We start from the raw sequence: 4,450 nt of genomic DNA, 5'->3' as shown, positions 1-4,450 counted from the left end.
CCGCCCGCGCGCCGGGGGCGGGGCGCGGGGGGGGGGGGGGGCGCGACGCCTCGGCGAGCGTCATGTCCTCGGGCGCGACGCTCATCGGCGCGGCTCCTTGGCGGCGGGCACGACGAAGGCGGGCAGGGGCTCGGCCTTCTCATCCGCGGGCCGCGTGAAGCCGCCGATGGTCTTGCGGGCCGTTGCGATCGCCTCCGCGATCTCGCCATCCCGCGCCGGCCAGGGCGCGCCCAGCCCGACCGCCGCCGCCAGCACATCCTTCTCCTGCATCCGCCCCTTCTCCCCCTGACCTCGGCCTATGCCGCCAGCGCTTCGGCGAAGACCGCCGGGTCCACATTGCCGCCGCTCACCACCACGCCGATGGTGCGGCCGCGCGCATCGAGCTTGCCGGCCAGCACCGCGGCCAGCGCGACCGCGCCGCCGGGCTCGGCCACGATCTTCAGATGCTCGAAGGCGAAGCGCATCGCGCGGAACACCTCGGCGCGCGTGACGACCACGCCGCCCGAGAGGCGCGGCTGGTTCACCGCGAAGGTGATCTCGCCGGGGCGCAGCGAGAGCAGCGCGTCGCAGATCGTCTCGCCCTGCCCGTCATTGGCGATGCGCGCGCCGGCTTCCAGGCTGCGCTTGGTGTCGTCCCAGCCCTCCGGCTCCACCGCCCAGACCTGCGTGGTCGGGGAGGCGCCTTCCACCGCCAGCGCGCAGCCCGCGACCAGCCCGCCGCCGCCGGTGCAGACCGCCAGAGCATCCAGCGTGAGGCCCGCCGCGGCCGCGTCCTCGATCAGCTCCAGCGCGAGCGTGCCCTGGCCGGCGATGACGTCCGGGTGGTCGAAGGGCGGCAGCACGGTGCCGCCGCGCTCGGCCGCGAGCCTCTGCGCCAGCGTCTCGCGGTCGGTGGTCTTGCGGTCGAAGAAGGTGATCTCGGCGCCCCAGCGCTTCGTGCTCTCCACCTTGATCGCGGGCGCGTCCATCGGCATCGCGATCAGCGCGGGCATGCCGAGCATCGCCGCCGCGCAGGCCGTCGCCTGCCCGTGATTGCCCGAGGAATGCGTCACGACGCCGGCCTTGCGCAGCGCCGGATCGAGCTTCAGCGCGGCGTTGGTCGCGCCGCGCAGCTTGAAGCTGCCGGTGCGCTGCAGCGGCTCCGGCTTCACCAGGATCGTGCCGCCGGTCATCTCGTCCAGCAGCCGGTGGCGCAGCATCGGCGTGCGGATGATGTGGGGTGCGATGCGCGCCGCGGCGGCGCGCACATCCTCGTGGCTCGGCAAGGTCACGCGCGATTCCTCCGGAAGCGGTCGGGATCCACCATCGGCACGACAGGCGCCAGCGGGCCGGGGTCGTCGCCGCGCACCAGCGAAGCGATCAGCGCGCCCGCCGCCGGCGAGGTCTGGATGCCGAAGCCGCCCTGGCCGACCATCCAGAAGAAGCCGGGTGCCGCGCGATCCTCGCCGATCGCGAGCGAACGGTCCGGCGTGAAGCTGCGCAGCCCCGCCCAGCGATGCTCGATGCGCGTCACCGGGATGTCCAGCGCCTCCTGCATGCGCTCGACGGCGATGGCGATGTCAAGCTCGTCCGGCTGCACGTCATGCGGGTCCATGTCCGTCTCGTCGGCCGGCGAGACCATCAGCTTCCGCCGCGCCTCCGCGCGCACGTACCAGCTATGGTCGGCGTCGCCGAGCAGCGGCCAGTGCGTGCAGTCGTACTGGCCGGGATCGACGATCAGCGCGGTGCGGCGCTTCGGTTGCAGGCCGATGCGCCCGACGCCTGCGATCGCCGCCACCTCGTCGCCCCAGGCGCCGGCGGCGTCCACGATTTTCGGCGCGCGGAACACCGCGCCGGCCGACGTCTCGGCCTCCCAGGCGCCGTTGCGCCGCTCGATCCTCCCCGCGCGGTTGCGTAACGCCAGCACGCCCCCGGATTTGCGGAGAACGTTCAAAAAGCCCTGGTGAAGGCTGGCGACGTCGATCTCGAAGGCGTCGCGCTCGATGGAGGCGGCGACGGCGTAGCCGGGCCGCAGGGCGGGCACCATCTTCGCCACCTCGCTGACCGCGATGGGCTCGATGCCCGCGCCCTCCGCGATCATCGCTTCCAGATGCGCGCGCTGGCCTTCGGGCGCCAGGTTGATCACCGGGCGGGGCGCCAGCAGCGGCGCGGCCGCGAAGCCGGCCCAGGGCGCTTCGAAGAATGGCCGGGAGGCAACCGTCAGCGCGCGCGCGTCCGGCCCGCCATAGTTGGCGATCCACAGCGCCGCGGAGCGGCCGGTGGCGTGGTAGCCGGCGCTCTCCTCGGCCTCGAGCAGCGCCACGCGATGGGTGCCGGCCAGATGCGCCGCCGTCGTCGCACCCGCCATGCCGGCGCCGATGACGATCGCGTCGAAATCCTGGGTGTCCATGGTGCGCATGCTTCGGTCCGCCGGCGCGGGCGGTCAACCGTCACGGGGCGGCGACTCGCGGAGGGCGGCGATTGGCACGCCAGGGGCTCCTTCGGCGGGGCGGTCGGCTCGACATGCCGTCGCGTGCGGATGATCCGCCTGCCGCTGGACGGCGTGACCAGCGCCGGCCCGGCGATCACCACAACAGGTCGCCGCGCAGAAAGGCGGCGGCTTCCGGCGTCGGCGGCGCGTCGAAGAAGCGCGCGGCAGGCGCCTGGGCGTTCAGCCGGCCCTGCAGCAGCAGCATGACCTCGCCGGCAAGGCGCCGCGCCTGGCCGAGATCATGCGTGGTCATCACCACCTTGGTGCCGGAGGCGGCGATGGCGCCGATGATCTCCTCGACCTGCCCCGTCGCGGAAGGATCGAGCGCGGCCGTCGGTTCGTCGAGGAACAGGATCTCGGGCCGCAGCGCCCAGGCGCGCGCCAGCGCCAGCCGCTGCTGCTCCCCGCCGGAGAGCATCCGGGCCGGTCGATCCGCCAGGGCGGCCACGCCGACGCGCTCCAGCGCCTCCCAGGCCGCCCGTTCGGGTTCCGGCGTGCCGGCCAGGCGCAGCGGATAGAGCGCATTGGCCAGCACGCTGCGCCGCAGCATCACGGGGCGCTGGAACACCATGGCCTGGCGGCGCCGCGCCTCGGCATCCGGCAGCGACCAGTGGAGCCGGCCCGCCGTCGGCGCCAAGAGCCCGTGCAGCACGCGCAGCAGCACGGATTTCCCGGCCCCGTTCGGGCCCAGGATAACCGTGGGCGGGCCGGCATGGAGAGAGAAATCCAGGCCACGCAGGATCTCGACCCCGCCGGCTGCGAAGCGCAGCGCCGCGGACCGCAGCGGCAGCGCGGCGGCGACCTCCCGCACGCTCAGGCACCCCGCCGCGCAGCGACGTCGCGCAAGATCTGCGCCAGCGCGTTCACGGCCAGCACCACTGCCATCAGGACGGTGCCGAGCGCCAGAGCCAGCGGCAGGTCGCCCTTGCTGGTCTCGAGCGCGATGGCCGTGGTCATCACCCGGGTGAAGCCCTCGATGTTGCCGCCCACCACCATCACCGCGCCGACCTCGGCGCTGGCCCGCCCGAATCCGGCCAGGAGGACGGTCAGCAGCGCGAAGCGCCCGTCCCAGAGCAGGGTCGGCACCGCGCGCGCGGCGCTGGCCCCGAAGGAGCGAAGCTGTTCCGAATACTCCTCCCACAGCGACTCGAGCGCCTGGCGCGTCAGGGCGGCGATGATCGGGGCGACCAGCACCGCCTGCGCGATGACCATGGCGGTCGGCGTGAACAGCAGGCCGAGCCCGCCAAGCGGACCGCTTCGAGACAGCAGCAGGTAGATCAGCAGCCCCGCCACCACGGGCGGCAGGCCCATGAGCGCGTTGAGCGCCACAACGACGGCGCGCCGGCCCGGAAAGCGCGCCACCGCGAGCAACGCACCGAGCGGCATGCCCACTGCCGCGGCGATCGTAACCGCCGTCAGCGACACGCGCAGCGAGAGGCCGACGATCCGCCCCAGCGTCGCATCGCCCTCGGCAAGCAGGCGGAGCGCCAGCAGCATCGCTGTTCCCAGGTCGTTCATGTCGGTGCTAGCCCTGATCCCGGCAACTGGCGTCGCCGGTTATGCCGGACCAGGGCCGACAGATACATCTGCCACGAGATGCCGGGATTTGCCGAGTTGCACGAGATCCTGACCCTCAAGGAAGCCGCGAACCTGCTTCGTCTGTCGGAGCGCGCGCTTTACGACCTGGCCCGCGGCCGGCGGCTGCCTTCGGTGCAGCTCGGCGGCAAGTGGCTGTTCCCTCGCACCGAGCTGATGCTTTGGCTGACCCGCCAGGCGGAGGCGCCGGAAGGGCGGCCGGCGGCGCCCCCGATCCTGGCCGGCAGCCAGGATCCCCTGCTGGACTGGGCGGTTCGGCAGTCGGGCTGCGGCCTCGCCCTACGCAGCGGCGGCAGCCTGGAAGGGCTGGCGGCGCTGGGGGGGGGGGGGGGCCAAGCCCCCCCCCGGGCTAATACTGATGCATCCCCCCGGGGGGTGCACCCC

6 protein-coding genes are annotated in these 4,450 nt (G+C 73.6%); 1 reads left to right on the top strand and 5 read right to left on the bottom strand.

What is annotated here, in order from left to right; translation table 11 throughout:
• Positions 1-81: 81 nt before the first annotated feature.
• The 5 genes from AC1MIR_RS07810 to AC1MIR_RS07790 all read right to left on the bottom strand — a co-directional run bounded on the left by AC1MIR_RS07810 (position 82) and on the right by AC1MIR_RS07790 (position 3,988).
• The gene (locus AC1MIR_RS07810) at positions 82-270 is read right to left on the bottom strand and encodes a hypothetical protein (protein WP_109868847.1); all 189 of its coding nucleotides are present in this window, start codon (positions 268-270) and stop codon (positions 82-84) included.
• A gap of 26 nt (positions 271-296) precedes the next feature.
• A complete protein-coding gene (locus AC1MIR_RS07805; RefSeq protein WP_480027614.1) occupies positions 297-1,271 on the bottom strand; it encodes a threonine ammonia-lyase in 975 nt (324 codons plus the stop codon).
• On the bottom strand, positions 1,268-2,389 hold the full coding sequence (locus AC1MIR_RS07800) for an NAD(P)/FAD-dependent oxidoreductase (protein ID WP_480027613.1): 1,122 nt from the start codon (positions 2,387-2,389) through the stop codon (positions 1,268-1,270). The genes AC1MIR_RS07805 and AC1MIR_RS07800 overlap by 4 nt, the downstream gene beginning before the upstream one ends.
• A gap of 175 nt (positions 2,390-2,564) precedes the next feature.
• Positions 2,565-3,281 (bottom strand): ATP-binding cassette domain-containing protein, encoded by a 717-nt coding sequence (locus tag AC1MIR_RS07795; RefSeq protein ID WP_480027612.1) that lies wholly within the window; start codon positions 3,279-3,281, stop codon positions 2,565-2,567.
• A 2-nt stretch (positions 3,282-3,283) separates the two neighbouring features.
• Positions 3,284-3,988, bottom strand: coding sequence for an ABC transporter permease (locus AC1MIR_RS07790; RefSeq protein ID WP_480027611.1), 705 nt, complete (start codon positions 3,986-3,988; stop codon positions 3,284-3,286).
• A gap of 78 nt (positions 3,989-4,066) precedes the next feature.
• On the opposite strand from AC1MIR_RS07790, the gene AC1MIR_RS07785 reads away from it, so the two are divergent.
• The coding region (locus AC1MIR_RS07785; protein WP_480027610.1) for a helix-turn-helix domain-containing protein at positions 4,067-4,450 on the top strand (384 nt) is incomplete at its 3' end.

Source organism: Falsiroseomonas sp. RANM36 (assembly GCF_056682175.1).
Note: the sequence above shows the minus strand (reverse complement) of the source record. Positions and strands in the feature narration are given on the sequence as shown.

Excerpts from the sequence above, each read along its gene's own strand:
- AC1MIR_RS07810 (WP_109868847.1), bottom strand. The coding sequence starts at position 270 with ATGCAGGAGAAGGATGTGCTGGCGGCGGCGGTCGGGCTGGGCGCGCCC.
- AC1MIR_RS07800 (WP_480027613.1), bottom strand. The coding sequence starts at position 2,389 with ATGGACACCCAGGATTTCGACGCGATCGTCATCGGCGCCGGCATGGCG.
- AC1MIR_RS07790 (WP_480027611.1), bottom strand. The coding sequence starts at position 3,988 with ATGAACGACCTGGGAACAGCGATGCTGCTGGCGCTCCGCCTGCTTGCC.